Source organism: Nocardia sp. CA-084685, assembly GCF_050955785.1.
Taxonomy (GTDB): Bacteria; Actinomycetota; Actinomycetes; order Mycobacteriales; family Mycobacteriaceae; genus Nocardia.
Genome location: NZ_CP192094.1, coordinates 3,248,891 through 3,267,021, shown reverse-complemented (window position 1 = coordinate 3,267,021; position 18,131 = coordinate 3,248,891). Strand labels below are relative to the sequence as shown.

The window sequence follows — 18,131 nt, the reverse complement described above, 5'->3', positions numbered from 1 at the left end:
ATCGGCGAAACACGGGCATGCTGACCCTATCGCAACTCGATGTTGCGATATCGAGATGGGAGTTCCGATGTTGTCGAAATCCGTTCGGGCCGCGGCACTGCTGTTCCCCGGCCTGCTCGCCGGGGCGTTCGGGTACGGCGCGGTGAACGTGCTGTACGCGTTTCGCGAAGTGCCCCTTGATGTTCGGTTCACCTTTCATACCGCGCTGATGCGGGTCAACGGGCCGGTGATGCAGTCGCTGATGGGGCTCGCTGTCCTGAGCACGCTGGTGCTCGCGGTGCTGTCGAGGTCATGGCCGCGGTGGATCGCGGCGGGCGCCTCGGCGCTGACATTCCTCTCCTTCCTGGTGACCCGCTTCGGGAACGTACCGATCAACCAGCAGATCAAGCAGTGGGCCGTGGGGGCCCCGCCCAGCGACTATGCCGACATCCTGCGGCGTTGGGAACTGTTCCATTTCACCCGAACCGGCTGCGCACTACTCGCATTCATCCTGGTGATCACGGTCGTCGTCGGCGCCATGCGGCCCCACAACGAGGCCCCGCGCTCGAGCTCAGCCGCGGACGAACCCTCGGCCGACGTCTCCGTAGCGACCCCGTGACGCACTGTCCGCCAACGCCGGTCGATGCTCCCGGATTTTCATGGCAGCAAGCATCATTCGACGTATCCACGTGCTCGATGGCGGCTGCTCGGGGCCCTCTGCCCAGCAGAATGAACCGCGCGGAATGGTACGAGGTGGTCTCGAGTCAGGTCACCAATCGTGATTGCGCGCGAGCTCTGCTTTTGCTTGCGATATCAACTCGGATTGAAGTGGCCGACAATGTGCCCACCAATCGGGGTAAGCCACAGGGGCGCGCACAGCGTCGTGCAGCCCCCGGGCATGGGCGACCGCCCGGTCCCGCAAGGCATCTGAGCAGATGAGCTCGACCCGCTTCTCTGCTAGCCAGACGCTCTCGATCATGCGCTTCATGTCGTCCGGAGCGCCGCCTCGCTCTCGGACATCGAGCTCTCCCTGTAGTCGCTGCGCGGTCTCGAAGTAGTCGAGGATGGCGGACTTCAGTTCCTCCCGATGCGCCAGGCGACTTTCAGCGAGGAACTCGAGCTTCGCCTCGCGCGCCGAATTCCGTTGCACCAGAAGCGTTGCCGATGCACCGAGACCAGCGCCCAGCAAGGGCATCAAACCCGTTACCAACGTCGAAACCACACCAGAAGACATGGGCCCGATTCTTGCAATCGGCAGCCCACCCGCGGGTCGATTCGGCGCGCTGCTGTCGTTTCCAGCTGGCTAGGGTGTCGATATGGAGTGCATAATCGGCGGCTGCGGCGGCGTACGCTCCGCGGATGAAGGAGATCGGTTCCAGGTCGCGGACTTTGCCCGCACCGCCATACACGGTCTGGAAGTCGCTGACCGAGCCCAGGCAGCCGAGCGCACGCCCCTGGCTCAACCTGCTGGCAGACGAAGTGGACCCGATGGTCTTGAACGCCGATGAACCCGCAACGGTCGCGTGGTCATCGTTGTGGCCGAGCAGGCCCAACGACCAAGTGCGTTTCGACCTGACGGCCGTCGCCGGCGGGTGCACATCGCTGCGGTTCACGCTGCTGGCATACGGGCAACCGCCTGACCAGAGCAAAGTCGGACACCTCCGCCGTCGCCTGAACCAGCTGCTGTTTGCCGATCTTCGTTACTCCTTCGGACAGTGATCGATAGCATCTGTGAATGCGGTGGTCTGACTCGCCTATCCGCAGATCGGTTGGCAGCCAGCATCATTCGTTGTCCGCATGTGCCGACGAGCGTGCATCGGTCCGCTGGCACGACCGTCGACGGCGGCCCCGGTCTCGCATCCGGGATCGCACCCGAAATGGTTACGCCGAACTTCGATCACCAGCCGGAGCGGGTGTGCCGAGTCCAGTGAGCGCCTGCGGCAATGGCCCCTGGTGCAGCACGCCGAGGCGTTGGGTGGCACGGGTCAGGGCGACGTAGAGTTCGGCCGCGCCGCGCGGGCCGTCGGCGAGGATCCGCTCCGGCTCCACAACCAGGACGGCGTCGAATTCCAGCCCCTTCGTCTCCGATGCGGGCACCGTGCCCGGCACACCCGCCGGGCCGATCACGATGCTGGTGCCGTCGCGATCGGCTTCGTCGCGTACGAATTCCGCGATGGCAGTGGGCAATTCATCCTCGGTAACCTGCTTGGACCAGGGCCGGACACCGCACGCGCGGACCGACTCCGGCGCCTGCACTCCGGGGGCGAACTCAGCGAGCAGTGCGGCGGCGACGGTCATGATCTCCGCAGGGGTGCGGTAGTTCACCGACAGCGACCGGTAGACCCAGCGCCCGGGCACGTACGACTCGAAGATCATCTCCCATGAGGTCGCTCCGGCCACCGATCGGCGTTGCGCGAGATCGCCTACCACCGTGAAGGACCGGCCAGGGCAGCGCCGCATCAGGACCCGCCAGTCCATTTCGGACAGTTCTTGGGCCTCGTCGACCACCACGTGTCGATACGTCCAATCCCGGTCCGCGGCAGCGCGTTCGACGAGTTCACGGGTGTCGCGCTCGAGGAAGCGCTCGGCAAGGTCCTCGGCGTAGAGCATGTCCTGGGCGAGCAGGCCGATGTCGTCGTTCAGGTCCTCACGCGCGATGAGAGTGTCGAACACGCCTTCGGCGTACTCGGCCTCGGCCTTGCGTTCCCGCTCGGCGGCTCGTGCGGCGGCCTCGTCGGCCGCCTTGTCGCGGCCGAGCAGGTCGACCAATTCGTCGAGCAGCGGCACGTCCGACACCGTCCAGGCCGCACCATCGGCGCGCCACAGCGACTGGTCCGCACCAGCCGCACGCAACCGTTCCTGGGACGAATACAGCTGTGCCAGTAATGCTTCCGGCGTCAGTATCGGCCAGAGTTCGTCGAGTGCGGCGGTGAACTGGTCGGTGTCGGCGAGCTCGGCCACCAGGTCCGTCCGCAGGTTCTCCCATGCTTCGCGGTCCTCGCGGGTCAGCCAGCCACGGCCGATCCTGGCGATGGCTCGTTCGGTGAGCACATACGTGATGATCTCGCTGAACACCGAGCGGGCCTCGTTGTGTGGCAGCCCGCTCGCGCGTGCCTCCTCCCGTGCCCATTCCGCGGTCTCGGTGTCGATCCGCACAGTGACGTCCTTCAGTTCGATCTGCACCGGATGCTCCGGCACCCGCTGCCGATCGGCGATGGCCGCCGCGAGCACGTCGAGGATTTTCAGCGAGCCTTTGAGCCGCACGGCGGCCGGGGCGTCCTCGGCGGTGACGCGCAAACCGGGCACTAGATCGCCAGTGGTCATGAACACGACATTCGTCTCGCCCAGTGACGGCAGAACGCGGCCGATGTGGTTGAGGAATGCCGGATTCGGCCCGACCACGAGCACACCGTGGCGCTCCATCCGCTCGCGCTGGGTATAGAGCAGGTACGCGACGCGGTGCAGCGCCACCACCGTTTTGCCGGTGCCCGGGCCACCCTCGATCACCAGCACCCCTGGGTGGTCGAGCCGGATGATCTGGTCCTGTTCGGCCTGGATCGTCGCCACGATGTCGCGCATGCCCGCACCGCGCGGCGCATTGACCGCCGCGAGCAAGGCCGCGTCCCCTCGCTCGCCATCACTCGGGCGGCCGAGCACCTCATCGGTGAATTCGACAACTCGACGTCCGCGCGTGTGGAACTGGCGGCGTCGGCGCATGTTCTCCGGTGTCGCGGCGGTCGCGACATAGAACGCGCGCGACGCCGGCGCCCGCCAATCGAGCAAGAGCGGTTCGTACTCGTTGTCCTCGTCGAAGATGCCGATTCGGCCGATATAGGAATGTTCGCCGGAAACACTGTCCAACCGGCCGAAACACAACCCGTTGTCGGCCACGTCAAGCCGCTTGGCCTCCTTGGCCAGCGCGCGCACTTCGAAATCTCGTTCCATGGGTGTGCCGCCGGTTCCGCGCAGCGCGGCGGTGTAGTTGGCCTTCACTCGCGCGCGTTCGGCGTCGAGTCGCGTATAGAGCTCGGCCACATAATTCTGCTCGGATTGCAATTCGAGTTCATACTCTCGCGTTGTCAAGTTCCCCTCCTTCTCCTGGCTCGACGAATTCACTCGGAATGTGCTGCTCGACCGAGCGCGGCGGGCAGCGGCGTAGGGGCCACTGGTCCCACCATCGGTTCGACGTCCCCGCGCGACCTATACGTCGACAGCAACACACGCACTTCGTGACTCCCATTTCCGCAGGTTCTGGCTTCGGCCAGTGATTCTGCGGCACGACCGGGGGCTTGCCGCAAGCCCCCGGGTGCGCTATAGATTGAATACGGCGGGGGATGTCTGCTCCGTGGGGAGGTGCCCTACTTCATGAGACTGAGCAGACCGAGGTTCGGTTCGAGTGCGCCGTCTTGGCCGAGGGCCAGGAAGTCCGGCTCGATGTCGGAGAGCGCGAGCTTCCCGGCGCGTACCGCGCGGTAGCGCACGAACGACCAGAGGAAGACGTCGAGATTGTCGAAGCGGGTGCCGGCTTCGAGCACCTCCTCCTCGTGGAACCATACGGCCACTTGACCATTGGTGCGGACGACATACAGGTTGCCGCCGCCGTCCGCTCCGATCGAGTACACATCGTCGTCGGTCAACTCGGTCGTGTAGTCCGAATCAACGATGCCGCAGTCATTTCCGGCGAAATCGAATCCGTAGGACCAGTCGAAGATGTCCAAGAACTGCGCCAGCTTGCCCGAGCGCACCCGACGATCGAACGCGGCCAGCGCCGCCGCGTCCGCAGCAGCCAGGCGCGCGAGAAACGGTGCCACCGGCCGGGTTTCCTCGGGAACCTGGACGAGGTCGGCAGCGGGAAACCAACGGGCAAGATCGGTGTCGAGGTCGCGATCGGTGTAGCCGACCAGGTCGGCGAGGTTGAGCGTCACGCCGGGATTGTAGAAGGACCCGGGGACAACTAGCCGCGTCGATCTTGCACAGCAATGTATCCCACTCGATCCGAGTAGGTGTTGAGCCCGCTGATCTGGCCGATTAGTCGGTCGTTGGTCGGTCGTTGGTGTGTCGGCACAGAGTTGGTGGCAAGCCGCTCGCAAGGCCGACACCGATACTCACGAAGGACATCACCATGAAACTCACCTACCGCGCCAACGCCATTCGCCGTCTGGTTCCGCTCGCCGCGGCCGTGCTGGCACTCGGCACAGTGGCGGGTGGCGCGATGATCTCGGCCGCCCCGGCATCGGCGACACCGAGCTACGACTGCCCTGGCGGAAAGTTCTGTGGCTGGGACGGCGCCAACGGGACCGGCGACATGCTCTTTCAGTACAACGCGGAATGTTTTCTGCACGACATCGGCAACGGTGGCGTCGGCGACCGTTTGACCTCGTACTGGAACCGCACCGGGGTAACCGTCGCGGTGTACAACTGGACGGGCGAGCGCTGGCAGCTGCTCGCATCCGTCCCGGACAACGCTCGGGGCACCCTGCCGTCCAGCGCGGACAACAAGGCCGACGCGGTCGAGATGTGCCGCTGAATCGCGCCGGTGTGTGAGTGCGAAGTAACTTCGCACTCACACACAGCGTCCGCACGGCCCCGGGGACGCAACCGAAATTCCAACGGACCATCTCGGGGGCGCAGCCGAGATCTCGGTGAAAAGCCATGTCGCGAACCGGCCTTTCGAAAGCCTTGTGCTTGGCTGAATCCCGTGCGGAAACGGACTTGGCTTTCGACGACCGGTCTCGTACTCGTGCTGCTGTGGGGCGAGTGGGAGAACTGGCGCGCATCCCGCAGACTGGTGGGTTCGGTTAAGGGTGCCTCCGAAGCCGTCGTGGTTCTCGGCTATCGCAATGCGGGCCAACGCGCGAACATCATGAACCGGTGGCGGGTGCGTGCCGGTCTGCGTTCCATCGACCCCGCGGTCAGAACTCGTCTCGTGCTCTGCGGAGGAGCGTGCGCGGGTCCGCGGACCGAGGCTGCTCTGATGGCCCGATACGCCACGCAGACCCGCGGGTACCGCGGCGAGCTCGTTTTGGAAGACCAAAGCCGCACTACTTGGGAGAACATCAGTTTTGCGATCCCCTACCTGGAGGACGTCGATCGGATCAAAATCGTCTCGATTCCCCTCCATGCCGAGAAGGCGCGACAGTATCTCGCCCAGCAGCGCCCGGAGTTGGCGTCACGTCTGGTGCGGGGCGCGGATTATCGGTTCGGTGAGTGGATGCTGGTAAAGCCAGTGGTGGCGATCTACGGCCGGTGGAAGGACTCCCGCTCACGTGTCCGCAAAAGCCCGCGCGATGGCATCAGCCGTTGACCTCGATCGGCAATTTCGACAGGCGTGGGATCGAATGCGTCATCATCGCCGAGATGACCCGCACCGCAAGAACCGCGACGCACACGCGGGCGGTCACGCCTGCACGCCAGGCGGTCGGTATTACGTGGGAGGTAATCGACGCGCCGCAGCGACGCGGGCATGGTGGCAGGCATGAACGAACTCGGGACGACCACCACTCGGACTGTCGTCGAGGAGTTGCTGCGCCGGATCGGTGCGGGCGACCCGGACGCCACCGCCGCACTCTATGCCCCGGTCAGCGACTGGAAACTCAATTGGCCGGACAATGAGCACAACCGACCCGCCACGCCATGGATCCGCCACCGCGCCACCCGCGCCGACGCGGCCGCGCATTTCCGTGAAATCGCTCACCACCATGTGCCCGAAGAGGTCGGCACCGTGGTCGAACGCATTCTGGTCGACGGCCCAGACGCGGTGGTACTTGGTGAAATCCGCCAAACCGCCCGCCCCACCGGCCGCGCCTACCGCTCCCGTTTCGCGCTACATCTGACCATCGAAAACGGCCTCGTTACCCGCCACCACGTCTACGAAGACAGCCTCGCCGTCGCCCAAGCCTTCGAGCCACAGATACCCATGCACGACCGGAGCGACTCGAACGCATCATGATCCCGCCCTGTCTCAACTCTCAGATCAGCTGGCAGCCAACGTCATTCGAATTCCGTGCCAGGCAGAACGCCATGGCCCGCGATCAGATGCGTTGAAGCTGGAAAACATCCGAAATGCCGATGGGCGAACAGTCACGGACCTAGTTGGGCGCCAACCTATCTGCTGCGTACACTGCCGACAGCCCCCGGCCGGTACCCCTAATTCTCGGGAACCCGTTGGCGTACAGGCTGATCAGCGGGTCCCCGGACCAGGGGTGGCGCAGCGGCAATCATCCGCGCAGCAGACGATTCGGTCGCGGACTAGGTGGGAATGGCGCCGAGTTGTCGCAGCTGTGCGAAGACGTCGACGACACCCCAGATCTCAGCGATTCGGCCGTCGGCGAAGCGGACGATGAAGATCTCGTTGTACGCGACGGATTTGCCGGTCGGCGGCATTCCCCGATACTCACCCTGATGGGTCCCGGTGACCGTGTTCCGGAAGACAACCTTGTCCCCCTCGGCGATCACATCCTCGACCGCAACGTGAATATCGGGGAATGCACGAAGAAGCACAGCCCACACTTGTTTGAGTGCCTGTTGCCCCGTCGTACCCATCGGCACCGGCGCGTGGAACAGCATGTCCGGCATGACGACCTCATCGATCGTCTTCGAGATGACCTCCAGATCGCCGCTGTTGACGGCGTCATGGATGCGGCTGAACGCCGCCTTATTAGTTGCTGCTGTTGACATGTGGCTTCTCCTCGATTGACATGAACGGGTTTGCCGGACCGCTATCGGCTGATCCGACGCGGAACCGCCACCGTGACGAGCTTGTCCGGGTTGCGGATGGCATAGAAGTTGGTGATCTTGCCGTCGATGATCTCCATCAGGAAGACGCCTTCCAGGTAGTCGTGGCTGTAGACCGCCATGGCGGGAGTGTTGTTGCAGTTGAGCATTTCGATCCGCAGATTCGGTGTCCTGCTCGCCTTGTGGAACAGGTCCACGAGGCATCGGGCCACCTTCTGCGCGCCCACTACCGGTCTGCGCGTCGCGATGGCCTTGCCGCCGCTGTCGGCGGTCCAGGCGACCTCCGGAGCGAGTAGCGAAAGCAACCCCTGTGCGTCACCGGTGGACGCCGCTGTCATGAACTGCTGGGTGATCTCCGCTATTTTCACCGTGTCGACGGGCTCGAAGCGTTTACGCCGCGCCTGCACGTGCGAGCGGGCGCGATGGGCAACCTGGCGCACCGTCGCCACGGATTTGTCCACCGCCGCGGCGATGTCGTCATAGTCGAAGCCGAATACCTCGCGGAGCACGAACACCGCACGCTCGTCGGGAGTGAGTGTTTCCAGTAGTACGAGCATCGCCATCGACACCGATTCGGCGAGTACGACGTCGGCTGACGGGTCGTGCTCGTCGAGCAGCAGCGGCTCGGGTAGCCACGGGCCGATGTAGTCCTCGCGACGGCGCGCGCCGGCCCGCACGGCATTGAGGGCCTGCCGGGTCACCAACTGTGCCAGATACGACTTGGTATCGCGCACCGTCGCGAGGTCCACCTCGGCCCACCGCAGATAGCTGTCCTGCAGCACGTCGTCGGATTCGGTTGCCGAACCGAGGATTTCGTACACGATCGTGAACAGCAGTGGCCGCAGCACGGTGAATCGCTCGGCGTGCTCGTCGGTCGTCACGAGGACGCGACCACCGGCGCGGCGGAGGTCGGCCGCTCAGGACGCGGGCCGCCCTTCGGCCAGATCAGGGAACCCGGCTTGCGGGCCTCGCGACGGATCTTCCACACCGCGACCTTGCAGGTCACCTCCTTGATCCGCGCACCCATGCGTCCGCCGATGTAGAGGTTCACCGCGGTGTCGTCTTTGCGGGCGAGTTGTCGGATGCCGACGCGACGACCGAGGCTTACGCACGCCCCGGTGAGGGCCAAGTCGAGCATCGCGGGTTCGGTCCCCGCGATGTGACTCAGCACAGTATTCGCCGCCTGCGCCCCGAGCGGCCCGGCGCCCTGGCAGCTCATCCGCAGCGGTTGGCCCGATGGCGCTGCGGCGTCGCCGGTCGCCACGATCCGGTCGTCGTCGATGCTGGTCAGGGTTTCGTCGGTGAGTAGCCGACCGAGCGCGTCGGTCCGTAGCCCGCTCTCGGCCGCCAACTGCGGCACGCCGAAACCCGTCGTCCACATGGTCAGTGCGCTCGGTCGCGCCACACCATCGGCGAAGACGACCGCATCCGGCCGCACCTCCGTCACCACGTCACCCTCGAGCACGGCGACACCGTGCCGCGACAGCCAGTCGGCGACGTACCGGCGACCCGACGCGCTCAGTGCGGGCATCAGGGTTGCGCCACATGCCAGCGTGACCGCGCGTCCTTGTTCGGCCAGTTCGGCGGCCGTCTCGATGCCGGTCGGTCCGCCGCCGACCACGGTGACGGGAGCATCGACAGGCAACTCGTCCAGCCTGGCACGCAGCCGCTGCGCGGACTCGAATTCAGCGAGGGGGAAAGCGAACTCGGCCGCGCCGGACACCGACGGTATCGCCGCTGTGCTGCCGACCGCGTAGATGACATGGTCGTAGTCGAGCGTGCGACCCGACGCCAGGCGTATCGTGCGGGCAGCGGTATCGATGCGCGTGGCGCTGTCGACTACCAACCGAATGCCCTCGCCGAGCAGTGTGCCGTAGTCGATCGTCGCATCGCCGGTCCCGGCCACGAACTGGTGCAGGCGGACCCGGTCGACGAACTCCGGACGGGGATTCACCAGCGTGATGTCGATATCGGCGCGCATTCGCAGATGGTTGGCCGCAACTGTCCCGGCGTAACCGCCGCCGATGACGACGACCTTATGGGGTGTGTCGTGTTCATTCATGCCCACAAGACACCGCGCAACCCTGAAACATGACATGGATGCGACGTGACGTGCGTCACTCATCGCTGGAGTACGGCTCTGAGCAGCTCGGCGGGCGTGCCCGTGGTGGCATCGAGTGCATCCATCCACATCGACAGCAGGGCGCTCCATGTGCCGGGCTGTGGAAGTCGGCGCGTTGCCCCGCCGCGGCAATCTGTCGGACCACGTCGTTAATCTGCGAGGATGGTCAGACCTGAGTCGGCGCTGCGTCGCCTGTTGCGTGAAACAGGAAAACTGTTGCAACCGTACCGGTTTCACGGCGCCGACCCCAGGTGGATACGGGTCGAGCCAGGCGGTGTCGCCGCCGTCGGCCGCACTCGAGTTTCCCGCACGTGGACCAATGGGCAGCAGGTCCTCGGATTCGGCTTGGAGCTGGGTGCCACCCCAACAGCCTGGTGGGAATACCTCAATTGGCGCAACGCACAACTTGGCGTGCCGCCCACACCACTGGAAGAGGCCACGGGCCCCGACCTGATCAACACCCACCCCCTGCCCGACGGGCTGACCGCATCGTGGTCCATACGACTCGATCCGGAACAACCCGGCCAGCATGTCCTGCAACCCGATATCGACACCATTCGCACCGAACTGCCCCGGCGCGTACACGCCTACGCGCGCCGCGCATTACGGTTGGTGGAGCCGGACCAGTACCTCTACGAACTGCTCGCCCATCCCGACCCGCGCATCGGCGCCTGGGAGGCGATCGTTGTCCTGCTCGCCGATCGGGGACCAGGCCCCCAACTGGACGACGCATTCGACCAACTCCGGAAGCATTGCGCGGAACGAGACGCGTCCGCATACGCGGACGATGTCATCGCCTACGCACGAAACCGCGCCTTGGTTCACTAGGCCCGGCACTGCTACTTGTGGTAGGCATCGTCGCGGATGACTTGGACACCGCGCCATCCCCAGTAGACGCAGTGGCGCTGAATGAGACCGTCGGCGATCTCCATCACCTCGACGAAGTCCATTTGCTCACCCGTGGGCGTCTGGCGGGGGTATTCGAAGATCATGGTGCGCGCACCGTCGGTCAGGTAGCCCGTTCGATAGTAGGTGCGCAGCGGGGGTTTGCGCGCGGCGACTTGTTCGAGCACTGGCCGAAGTTCGTTGTGGCCGTGCACGACTCCGCTCTCGGTGCCCATGGTCAGTGGAACGGCGGGGCTTTCGAGCACGGCGTCGGGGGCGTACAGAGCCAGCAGTCCCGCCACGTCGTCATCGGACAACGCTTTGTCCCATTCGTAGTAGATCCGTTGTGCTGCTTGCGCAAAGCTCTCGTGGTCGACCATGACTCTCCTTCCGTCGTTATAGTCGCACCTACCCGATACACGTCGAGATAATCCGACCCGCCGCGATACCGGCGACCGGCACGAAGCCGGTCGCCGACACCGTTTCGCGTCCGGTCGCCATGTCCGGGCGCACCGCTGGAGGCCACGGTGCACCGCAGGTGGTCACGTTGTGGTGGGCACGGGACAAGTCAGTGTGCGCCGAGCGCATCCAGGATCATCGGACGCGCCGACGCGAGCGCTTGCTGCCAATAGGGCCAGGTGTGCGTTCCGTTGACGATGTCGAAACGCGCGGGGATGCCGAGTTCGGTCATTCGATCACGCAGCATCTGGGCGGAGGTCAACGTCATCGCTTCGAGGGCCATCCCGTTCGCCGTGTTGCCGATTCCGTACGGCAGGTCGAGCGGGCCGGGCTGGCCATTGCCGGTCCAGACGTAGACCGGCAGCCCGCGCAGCGATTCCGCCTGGACAGTGGCATCGTTGCGGATCCAGGCGGGGTCACCAGCCGGACCCCACATATCGTCCACATTGAAGTTGCCCTCGTCCCACATGGCAGCGCGCATCGCTTCGTTCCAGAGTGGAAAAGTCGGGTGCACGAAGCCGGAAAATGATCCGGCGAACTTGAATTGGTCGCGATGCTGGCCGGCCAGTATCAGTGCGGCATTGCCGCCCATAGAGGCACCGACAATCGCGTTGTTGGTGCGCGAAACGCCGTACCCGGCCAGGAATGCGGGCAACTCCCGAGTGAGGAAGGTTTCCCATTTGTACGTCGTCTGCTGACCATTGGTACTGCTGGGTCGGTACCAGTCGGTGTAGAAGCTCGACCGGCCGCCGACCGGGAACACCAAAGTGACGTTGTCGCCTGCGAATTCGCGCAGCGCGTCGGTATCGCTGGTCCACTGACTGTGATCGGTGGGCGCACGGAGACCGTCGAGCACATAGACGGCCGCGCTGCCGCCTCGGGCCGCCCACTGCACCTGGACCTTGACCGATCCCATACTCGACGGCACGAACAGGTCCTCGAAACCACCCGCGGGTGTGGCGCTGGCTTGTGCCGCACCGATCGATGACAGCAGAACGGCGGCTGCCAGCGCAGCGCCGGTCTTGCGCAGCCAACCCCAATGATTCCCAGACCGTGCTGTACCCACCCGCACACCTCCTACCGATCGGAAAGATCATCATAGTTTGCGCGACAATGCTCTCGCCTCAGCTGACCGCCTTCGCACTGAGCGCGCCGAGCCGTTCCTCATCGTCGGCCGTCAACTTCGTCAATGCGAAGGCGGTCGGCCAGATGGTGCCTTCATCGAGGGCCGCGATGTCGTTCGAAGCCGAACGTCGCGTACCACGACTGGAATTTCTCGGCGGTTCGGAAGAAGCAGACGACCTTGCCGCCCATGGCATACGCGGCCATACCGTACCAAAGTTTCGGTGTAAGAGCTGGTACTTGGCCGATCCCGCACCGGCTTCTCTTCGAAACCGATCAATCACTCGGAGCCGGACTTGCCCGGCGGGCGGAGCGCGTCGCGAATGGTGTCACGGAGCCAGCGCTGCGCCGGGTCGGCGTCGAGGCGGGCGTGCCAGAGCAGTCGCACTTCGACACCCGGTAGGGGTGCCGGGATCGGAAACCAGCGCAGGCCGAGGGCTTGGCCGTACTGTTCGGCGAGCCGCTGCGGCACGAGTCCGACGTACCGACTCGAGGCGACCAAGAGCGCGGCGACGGCGGAAGTCGGCACGACGGCGGCCACGCGGCGTTGCAATCCCGCGGCGTCGAGTGCGTCGTCGAGCGGCCCGCGAGCGTGACCACGCCGGGAAGCCGAGACGTGTGGATGGCGGCACAGTTGCCGCAAGGTCGGGCGGCGGCCCAGCGGGCTGTCGGCGCGGACTATGCCCACTATTCGTTCGCGATACAGCACAGCCGACCGGATGTCGGGAGCGACGATGTCGCCCGCGCCGATATCCAGATCGACCGAGCCGTCACGCAGCGCCTCGATGCTCTCGCTGCCCTCCGCGACGAAGCGCAGCGTTACGCCGGGGGCGACCGCGGCCGTGGCATCGACCGCCACTGCCGCCAGGGTCGCGGCCACACCGTCATTGATGCGAATCGTGAAGGTGCGTTGCAATTCCGCGACCGTGATGTCGCGATCGGCGCTGATCAGTGCCGAGGCCTCGTCCAGCAGGGACCGCACCCGCGGCGCGGTGCGCAGGGCGAACGGTGTCGGAGCCATCCCACGACCGGCGCGCACCAGGATCGGATCACCCATCGCCCGCCGCAGTCGGCCCAAAGCCCGGCTGGTCGCCGGGATGGACAGATGTAGGCGCTCGGAGGCCCCCGTGACGCTGCCGTCCTGGAGTAGCGCGTCGAATACGCGCAGGAGGTTCAGGTCTAGCTGTTCTGACACAGTTGCATCGTACGCAAGTATCAATTGTGAAAGTTGCGTGGCACGAATAATGGCCACGTCCATACGGTCGTGGCCGCGCGGACTCCGTATGTCGCATATGCCGCGTGGCTCGTGGTGATGGGAGTCGGTGTGACGCTGGCACTTCCGACATTGTCGGGCGCGATCGCAGGATCGCTGCCGCCGGAGCAAGCCGGGGTCGCAGCGGGATTGCAGGCCACCACCCGGGAGTTCGGCAGCGCGCTCGGCGTCGCGGTGATCGGCACGGTGCTCACTGCACGGTTCGTCGCCGCACTACCACCGGATATCCGCGCCGACCATGATCCGCACACCGTGGCACAAGCTCTGGCTTCCGGACACACCGATGACGTTGTGGCAGCGTTTGTTTCGGGTGCCGACGACGGACTACGGGCGATCGGCGTGCTCGTGCTCATCTCCGGCGTACTCGTCGTGCTGCAGTCGCTGCTGTCCCGACGTGGATCCGATCGTCGGGCCAAGGACCTCGATGCGTCCTCGCCATCGAGTAGATGGGCCGATTGGTCGCCGGACAAGCCGTCCGGGAGGTCGGTACTCGCCTGGCGATGATCGGTCGAACGGAACAGGCCCGGCAACTGCTCGCCGAACAATCCACACTGCGCACCGCACAGCAACTCGTCACCGTGCTCGGCGCCATGAAAGGCGCGGCGATGAAATTCGGACAGATGCTGTCGGTACTCGATGTGGATCTGCTGCCGGAATCGCACCGTGCGATGTTCCGCGACAAACTCGCCGAGCTACGCGATCAAGCGCCCGCATTCCCGTTTCCGGCGATGCGGCAGGTGATCGAGGACGATCTCGGGCCATTGGCGCGGGCATTCGCCGACTTCGACGAGAACGCCATCGCCGCGGCCTCGATCGGCCAGGTTTATCGCGCGAAGTTGCACGATGGACGCACCGTCGCGGTGAAGGTCAAATACCCGAGCGTGGACGAGGCCGTCGAGGCGGATATGCGCAACCTGGCAATGATCAGCAGACTCTGGAAATCCATGCTGCCGAGCGCGGCCGATAGCGATGTACTGGAAGAAATCGCCCGCAATATCGGCAGTGAACTCGATTACGTGCACGAAGCACGAACCCAGCACCGGGTCGCCGCACGCTACCGGGACCATCCGTTCATCACGGTCCCCGACAGCGTCGAAGAGCTCTGCGGGCACCACGTCCTGGTGACCGAGTTCGTCGACGGCAAGTCGTTTCAGCAGATCCAGGACCTGCCAGCGCCCGAACGCGATGGGATCGGCGAGCTGATCTATCGCTTCTATGTCGGTTCGCTGTTTTCGGATTTCGAATTCTGCGGTGACCCGCATCACGGCAATATCATGCTCGCCGCGGACGGTCGCGTCGCGTTCGTGGATTTCGGGCTCTACAACAATATGGATCCGGTACATGTCGAACTCGAGCGTGCGTGTCTACGGGCCGCCGGTGAAAATCGGGCCCAGGACCTTCATGCGGCGTGGGTGGATCGCGGCATCATCGACCCGGAATCGGATGTCACGGCAGCCGAATGCCTGGAGTATGTGTGGGCGGCCGCCGGCTGGCATCTGACCGATGAGGAAATCACGGTGACACCCGAACTCGCCACCGGCGCAGTCATTCTCGCGGTCGACCCCAGGGTCGCCGAGTTTCGCGGTATGCGACAGCAGTGGCTTCCGCCGGAGCATGTCTTCTCGCGGCGAGCAGACCTGTTCACGCTCGCCGTATTGGGACAATTGCGGACGACGAACAATTGGCACCGAATCGCCCGGGAGTGGCTCTACCACGAACCTCCGGTAACCCGGATCGGACGGGCGACAGCGTTGTGGCGCGCCGACCGGTGACACCTTGGTGGTGATCCGCTCCACCTTGGGGGAAAGAGCTCAGCACTCGGGGACCTGATATCGGCGGGCGATGCGGCGGACAGTTAATCAAGTCACCGCAACCGAACCGGAGCCCTCGATGTCGATCACCCGCACCCCCGCCGCCTCGGCGGAACGTCGTGCCACGGTCTCGACCGAGGACGGCGTGGAACTCGCGGTTCGCGAATACGGCCCGCGCGACGCCGAGCTCACGGTGGTCCTGCTGCACGGGCACTGCCTGCGCACCGCTTCGTGGACCTACGTACGCCACGCGCTGCTGCGCCGGTACCCGGGCGCCCGGATCGTCTGCTACGACCACCGCGGCCACGGTGATTCCGCCGCCGCATCCCGGCGGACCTACCACCTCGAGCAGCTCGGCAACGACCTGCGCGACGTTCTCGATGCTGTCGCCCCCACCGGACCGGTCGTCCTCGTCGGCCACTCGATGGGCGGCATGACGGTGCTCACCTATGCCAGTCAGAACCCGCATGAGATCGGCACGCGCATTACCGGGGTCGCACTCATCGCGACCGCAGCGAGTGGACTCGCCGACGCCGGCTTCGGACGCCTGCTGCGCAACCCGGCCGTTTCGGCATTCCAGGCGGCCGTCCGACGCGCGCCGGGCCTCATGCACCATGCGAAGCTCATGGCCTGCAAGGTCTTCGCCCCGATCATCCGTACCGCCGAATTCGGCGATCGCAAGGTGAGCTCGCGGGTGCTCGCCCTCGCCAACGCGATGCACAACGAGACGCCGATCGTGACGATGGCGAGCTTCCTGAGCGCCTTCATAGTCTTCGACCAGACCGACGCCCTCGCGGTCCTGTCGAAAATCCCGACCTTGGTGCTGTGCGGTAGTGCCGACCTGATGACGCCGCCGCCGCATTCCATCGCGATGGCCGCCGCCATCGAGTACTCGGATTTCGTCCTGGTCGACGGTGCCGGCCATTCGGTGATCCTCGAGCAGCCGACGGCGGTCGTCGAGGCCATCACCCGCCTGATGACGCGCGCCGGCGGTACCGGCACGGCCGCGGGCGCGCACCTCGCCCTCGTCGCGTAGTGGGGCGGCGAGCAACCTCCGCACGCGACGTCGCGGTCTCCGGCACGCTACGGTCGCGCCCAATTTTTGGCAGTCAGGCCGCTTCAGCTCGAATCGGGACTCGCATGGGCCCCATGAACGCTGTATCCATGTGGATACTCCCTTCGGGTTCAGTAGCCGACGGTGAAATGTTGTGTATCGCATGGGGTTTCGAGTTCGTCGAGGACCGCCACGGCGAGATCTTCGGCGGAGATTCGGGATGCGCCATCGGCATCGGTGATGAGGGTCGTGGTGCCGCGTCGGTATCTTCCGGTGCGATGTCCGGGTTCCAGGAGGGCGGGCGGACTGAGATAGATCCAGTTGGCGGGGTGAGTTCGGCAGGCTTCCCATTGCGCGACGCTGGCGGCGGCGATGGGGCGGATCGCGGGCGGCACGTACTCCGGACTGTCTATGACGAGCCGATCGGGATGCCTCGGGTTTCGCAGCGGTGCCGCACCGCCGACAACGAGGATGCGCGCGTCAGCTGCCGCGGCGGCGTCGAGTAGCGCCGTCGTGGTGGCGACGACAGAGTCTTCCTGCCCTGGCGCTGGACGGGTCGCCAGCACGATCGCATCGGCGCTATCGAACAGACCGCTCAACTCGTCGGCGTCACTTGCGACCGAGGTCGTTCCCGGTGGCAGCATGGTAGGCCGCTGGTTCCGGAATACCGCGATGAGGTCATGGCCGCGGCTTGCGGCTTCGTCGAGGACGCGCGAACCGACCATGCCCGCGGCTCCTACTACGGCGATTTTCATCGAATTGTCCTTTCCAGTCCGGCGCGCATGGGCGCGGGAAGTTGACCGGCGACGATGGCGGCGAGTGCGAGGCCGAATCCGAGGAGTTGGATCGGGCCGAGGGTCTGGTCGAGCAGGACTGCGCCGAGCACGGCAGCGACCAGGGGTGAGAGCAGCGACAAGATGGAGACCGAGTTGACGGGCAAGGTAGTGATGCCGCGGAACCACAGGACGTAGGCGAGCAGGCCGCCGAACAGACCGAGCCAGAGGTAGCCGAGGATGGCGGGCGGATCGATGGTGGGAGGCGCTCCCTCGAACAGGATGGTGACGGGCAGCAGGAACAGGCCACCCGCGGTGAGTTGCCAGCCGGCGAAGGCCGTTGGACTCGCTTCGGCGGGCCGTCCCCAGCGTTTGGTGAGCGTCACGCCGAGCGCCATCGTGGCCGCGCAACCGAGGCCCGCCACGATCCCGATTGCGTCCAGTGCCGCATTCGGCCCGATCACCACCAGACCGACGCCAACGAGCCCCACCGCGCCCCAGCCGATCCGCCAGGCCGATGGGCTCTCGTGCAGGACCAGCACGGCCAGGATCGCCACGATGAGTGGCTGAGCCGCTGCCAAGGTCGCGGCAACACCACCCGGCAGACGTTCGGCCGCAACGAACAGCAGTGGAAAGAACAGCCCGATATTCAGAACGCCGAGCGTCGCGGCCTTTCCCCACCACGCTCCGCGCGGCACCGTCCGGGTAACCGCCAGTGCGATCAGACCGGCGGGCAGCGCACGCAAGAGTCCCGCGAACAGTGGATGTCCCAGCGGGAGAAGTTCGGTGGTGACCACATAGGTCGTGCCCCATGCCAAAGGCGCGGACGCCGTCAGCGCGGCCCGCGACAGGTTTCCGGTGGTTACTCCGGAAACCCGCTGTGCTGCTGGATTTTTCACACTCGCAATTTCACCGCCAA

The 18,131-nt window shown here is 65.4% G+C and carries 20 protein-coding genes; 9 read left to right on the top strand and 11 right to left on the bottom strand.

Translation table 11 applies throughout. The features are described 5' to 3' along the window. Positions 1-67: 67 nt before the first annotated feature. Positions 68-598: an anthrone oxygenase family protein gene (locus ACQP2U_RS14965; protein ID WP_433715204.1), complete on the top strand. Its 531-nt coding sequence runs from the start codon at positions 68-70 to the stop codon at positions 596-598. A 150-nt stretch (positions 599-748) separates the two neighbouring features. On the opposite strand, the gene ACQP2U_RS14960 is transcribed toward ACQP2U_RS14965, so the two are convergent. Beyond that, on the bottom strand, positions 749-1,213 hold the full coding sequence (locus tag ACQP2U_RS14960; RefSeq protein ID WP_433715203.1) for a hypothetical protein: 465 nt from the start codon (positions 1,211-1,213) through the stop codon (positions 749-751). 125 nt (positions 1,214-1,338) lie between these two features. Here ACQP2U_RS14960 and ACQP2U_RS14955 point away from each other — a divergent pair, with 125 nt between their 5' ends. Beyond that, complete coding sequence (locus ACQP2U_RS14955; protein WP_433715202.1) at positions 1,339-1,698, top strand: hypothetical protein; 360 nt, start codon at positions 1,339-1,341, stop codon at positions 1,696-1,698. A 162-nt stretch (positions 1,699-1,860) separates the two neighbouring features. Here ACQP2U_RS14955 and helR read toward each other — a convergent pair whose 3' ends face one another. Together helR and ACQP2U_RS14945 are read right to left on the bottom strand one after the other, a co-directional pair. Next, positions 1,861-4,062 (bottom strand): RNA polymerase recycling motor ATPase HelR, encoded by a 2,202-nt coding sequence (gene helR, locus ACQP2U_RS14950; protein ID WP_433715201.1) that lies wholly within the window; start codon positions 4,060-4,062, stop codon positions 1,861-1,863. A 275-nt stretch (positions 4,063-4,337) separates the two neighbouring features. Further along, entirely contained in the window at positions 4,338-4,904 is a 567-nt protein-coding gene (locus tag ACQP2U_RS14945; RefSeq protein ID WP_433715200.1) for a hypothetical protein, read from the bottom strand. Between the two features lie 197 nt (positions 4,905-5,101). Between ACQP2U_RS14945 and ACQP2U_RS14940 the strand changes: the two genes are divergently transcribed. The 3 genes from ACQP2U_RS14940 (at position 5,102) to ACQP2U_RS14930 (ending at position 6,928) form a co-directional block, all read left to right on the top strand. Beyond that, positions 5,102-5,506, top strand: coding sequence for a peptidase inhibitor family I36 protein (locus ACQP2U_RS14940; RefSeq protein WP_433715199.1), 405 nt, complete (start codon positions 5,102-5,104; stop codon positions 5,504-5,506). Between the two features lie 213 nt (positions 5,507-5,719). Next, complete coding sequence (locus tag ACQP2U_RS14935; RefSeq protein WP_433715198.1) at positions 5,720-6,283, top strand: YdcF family protein; 564 nt, start codon at positions 5,720-5,722, stop codon at positions 6,281-6,283. A 171-nt stretch (positions 6,284-6,454) separates the two neighbouring features. After that, on the top strand, positions 6,455-6,928 hold the full coding sequence (locus ACQP2U_RS14930) for a nuclear transport factor 2 family protein (protein WP_433715197.1): 474 nt from the start codon (positions 6,455-6,457) through the stop codon (positions 6,926-6,928). 299 nt (positions 6,929-7,227) lie between these two features. On the opposite strand, the gene ACQP2U_RS14925 is transcribed toward ACQP2U_RS14930, so the two are convergent. From ACQP2U_RS14925 to ACQP2U_RS14915, 3 genes are read right to left on the bottom strand one after another with little or no spacing between them, the layout of a single operon-like run. Next, entirely contained in the window at positions 7,228-7,656 is a 429-nt protein-coding gene (locus ACQP2U_RS14925; RefSeq protein ID WP_433715196.1) for an ester cyclase, read from the bottom strand. A gap of 41 nt (positions 7,657-7,697) precedes the next feature. Next, a complete protein-coding gene (sigJ, locus tag ACQP2U_RS14920; protein ID WP_433715195.1) occupies positions 7,698-8,594 on the bottom strand; it encodes an RNA polymerase sigma factor SigJ in 897 nt (298 codons plus the stop codon). Further along, the gene (locus ACQP2U_RS14915) at positions 8,591-9,775 is read right to left on the bottom strand and encodes an NAD(P)/FAD-dependent oxidoreductase (protein WP_433715194.1); all 1,185 of its coding nucleotides are present in this window, start codon (positions 9,773-9,775) and stop codon (positions 8,591-8,593) included. The genes sigJ and ACQP2U_RS14915 overlap by 4 nt, the downstream gene beginning before the upstream one ends. A 222-nt stretch (positions 9,776-9,997) precedes the next feature. Here ACQP2U_RS14915 and ACQP2U_RS14910 point away from each other — a divergent pair, with 222 nt between their 5' ends. Further along, positions 9,998-10,663, top strand: a complete 666-nt coding sequence (locus ACQP2U_RS14910; RefSeq protein ID WP_433715193.1) for a hypothetical protein — start codon at positions 9,998-10,000, stop codon at positions 10,661-10,663. A gap of 11 nt (positions 10,664-10,674) precedes the next feature. Here the strand turns inward: ACQP2U_RS14910 and ACQP2U_RS14905 are convergent, their stop codons facing one another. The 3 genes from ACQP2U_RS14905 to ACQP2U_RS14895 form a co-directional block, all read right to left on the bottom strand. Further along, positions 10,675-11,100 carry a nuclear transport factor 2 family protein gene (locus ACQP2U_RS14905; RefSeq protein ID WP_433715192.1) on the bottom strand — a complete coding sequence of 142 codons (426 nt, stop codon included), beginning with the start codon at positions 11,098-11,100 and terminating at the stop codon, positions 10,675-10,677. A gap of 188 nt (positions 11,101-11,288) precedes the next feature. Next, on the bottom strand, positions 11,289-12,245 hold the full coding sequence (locus tag ACQP2U_RS14900; protein ID WP_433715191.1) for an alpha/beta hydrolase: 957 nt from the start codon (positions 12,243-12,245) through the stop codon (positions 11,289-11,291). 336 nt (positions 12,246-12,581) lie between these two features. Further along, positions 12,582-13,496 carry a LysR family transcriptional regulator gene (locus ACQP2U_RS14895; RefSeq protein ID WP_433715190.1) on the bottom strand — a complete coding sequence of 305 codons (915 nt, stop codon included), beginning with the start codon at positions 13,494-13,496 and terminating at the stop codon, positions 12,582-12,584. A gap of 69 nt (positions 13,497-13,565) precedes the next feature. Here ACQP2U_RS14895 and ACQP2U_RS14890 point away from each other — a divergent pair, with 69 nt between their 5' ends. From ACQP2U_RS14890 to ACQP2U_RS14880, 3 genes are all read left to right on the top strand, one after another. Beyond that, complete coding sequence (locus ACQP2U_RS14890; protein WP_433715189.1) at positions 13,566-14,078, top strand: hypothetical protein; 513 nt, start codon at positions 13,566-13,568, stop codon at positions 14,076-14,078. Next, positions 14,021-15,346 (top strand): ABC1 kinase family protein, encoded by a 1,326-nt coding sequence (locus ACQP2U_RS14885; RefSeq protein WP_433715188.1) that lies wholly within the window; start codon positions 14,021-14,023, stop codon positions 15,344-15,346. Before ACQP2U_RS14890 ends, ACQP2U_RS14885 begins: the two co-directional genes overlap by 58 nt. A gap of 118 nt (positions 15,347-15,464) precedes the next feature. Beyond that, on the top strand, positions 15,465-16,421 hold the full coding sequence (locus ACQP2U_RS14880; protein WP_433715187.1) for an alpha/beta fold hydrolase: 957 nt from the start codon (positions 15,465-15,467) through the stop codon (positions 16,419-16,421). Between the two features lie 149 nt (positions 16,422-16,570). On the opposite strand, the gene ACQP2U_RS14875 is transcribed toward ACQP2U_RS14880, so the two are convergent. Both ACQP2U_RS14875 and ACQP2U_RS14870 read right to left on the bottom strand, forming a co-directional pair. Next, positions 16,571-17,194 carry an NAD(P)-dependent oxidoreductase gene (locus tag ACQP2U_RS14875; protein ID WP_433715186.1) on the bottom strand — a complete coding sequence of 208 codons (624 nt, stop codon included), beginning with the start codon at positions 17,192-17,194 and terminating at the stop codon, positions 16,571-16,573. Then, complete coding sequence (locus tag ACQP2U_RS14870; RefSeq protein ID WP_433715185.1) at positions 17,191-18,111, bottom strand: EamA family transporter; 921 nt, start codon at positions 18,109-18,111, stop codon at positions 17,191-17,193. The genes ACQP2U_RS14875 and ACQP2U_RS14870 overlap by 4 nt, the downstream gene beginning before the upstream one ends. Positions 18,112-18,131 lie beyond the last annotated feature (20 nt).

Coding starts and splice junctions, on each gene's coding strand:
- ACQP2U_RS14965 (WP_433715204.1), top strand. CDS start 68: ATGTTGTCGAAATCCGTTCGGGCCGCGGCACTGCTGTTCCCCGGCCTG.
- ACQP2U_RS14960 (WP_433715203.1), bottom strand. CDS start 1,213: ATGTCTTCTGGTGTGGTTTCGACGTTGGTAACGGGTTTGATGCCCTTG.
- ACQP2U_RS14955 (WP_433715202.1), top strand. CDS start 1,339: ATGAAGGAGATCGGTTCCAGGTCGCGGACTTTGCCCGCACCGCCATAC.
- ACQP2U_RS14940 (WP_433715199.1), top strand. CDS start 5,102: ATGAAACTCACCTACCGCGCCAACGCCATTCGCCGTCTGGTTCCGCTC.
- ACQP2U_RS14930 (WP_433715197.1), top strand. CDS start 6,455: ATGAACGAACTCGGGACGACCACCACTCGGACTGTCGTCGAGGAGTTG.
- ACQP2U_RS14925 (WP_433715196.1), bottom strand. CDS start 7,656: ATGTCAACAGCAGCAACTAATAAGGCGGCGTTCAGCCGCATCCATGAC.
- ACQP2U_RS14915 (WP_433715194.1), bottom strand. CDS start 9,775: ATGAATGAACACGACACACCCCATAAGGTCGTCGTCATCGGCGGCGGT.
- ACQP2U_RS14910 (WP_433715193.1), top strand. CDS start 9,998: ATGGTCAGACCTGAGTCGGCGCTGCGTCGCCTGTTGCGTGAAACAGGA.
- ACQP2U_RS14905 (WP_433715192.1), bottom strand. CDS start 11,100: ATGGTCGACCACGAGAGCTTTGCGCAAGCAGCACAACGGATCTACTAC.
- ACQP2U_RS14885 (WP_433715188.1), top strand. CDS start 14,021: ATGGGCCGATTGGTCGCCGGACAAGCCGTCCGGGAGGTCGGTACTCGC.
- ACQP2U_RS14880 (WP_433715187.1), top strand. CDS start 15,465: ATGTCGATCACCCGCACCCCCGCCGCCTCGGCGGAACGTCGTGCCACG.
- ACQP2U_RS14875 (WP_433715186.1), bottom strand. CDS start 17,194: ATGAAAATCGCCGTAGTAGGAGCCGCGGGCATGGTCGGTTCGCGCGTC.